This is a genomic window from Vibrio sp. D173a (genome assembly GCF_030248475.1).
Map to the genome: position 1 here is coordinate 1 of NZ_JAHGAH010001519.1, position 801 is coordinate 801.

General features: G+C 48.9%; 1 protein-coding gene and 1 pseudogene. Both read left to right on the top strand.

Going from position 1 to position 801, the window contains the following annotated elements; all coding sequences use genetic code 11:
• A pseudogene (locus tag KIV40_RS34445) lies at positions 1 to 273 on the top strand (TRAP transporter small permease); the annotation flags it as partial.
• Positions 274 to 275: 2 nt separating this feature from the next.
• The coding region (locus KIV40_RS34450; protein WP_285353942.1) for a TRAP transporter large permease subunit at positions 276 to 801 on the top strand (526 nt) is incomplete at its 3' end.

The window sequence follows — 801 nt, forward strand, 5'->3', positions numbered from 1 at the left end:
GAAAAGCTGCCTCGATTCATTCCTTACATGGCACTACCGATTGGTATGGCTCTTCTAACCTTTCGTTTTGCACAGATCGCTTATCAAGTCGCGACAGGCAAGATCGACCGCATGATCGCAGGTCACGAAGCCGAAGAAGATCTGGATGCGCTTAAAGCACAAGTGGAAGCTGGAAGTGACGAAGACGCGACCGCGATTTTGGATTCGCAAAACGCCGTGAAAACGGAAGACGATAAGCCATCTAATCAACAATCGAAAAGCAAGGACGACTAATCATGGCGATGTTATTTCTATTTCTGATGGTAATCGCTTTGATGCTGGTGGGCGTGCCGATTGCTATTTCACTGGGTCTATCCAGTATCCTATTTTTGCTGATGCACTCTGATGCGTCATTGGCCTCTGTAGCGCAAACCCTGTTTAATGCCTTCGCCGGACACTACACCTTGCTGGCTATCCCATTCTTCATTTTGGCTTCTAGCTTTATGTCGACCGGTGGTGTGGCGAAACGAATCATTCGCTTTGCAATCGCAATGGTTGGTTGGTTCCGCGGCGGTTTGGCAATGGCATCAGTTGTAGCGTGTATGATGTTTGCGGCGCTTTCTGGTTCTTCTCCAGCGACCGTAGTTGCGATCGGTAGTATCGTAATTGCAGGTATGGTGAAAAATGGTTACTCAAAAGAGTTCGCGGCAGGTGTTATTTGTAACGCGGGTACTTTGGGTATCTTGATTCCGCCTTCCATCGTAATGGTGGTATACGCCGCAGCAACTGACGTGTCGGTTGGCCGTATGTTCTTGGGGGGTG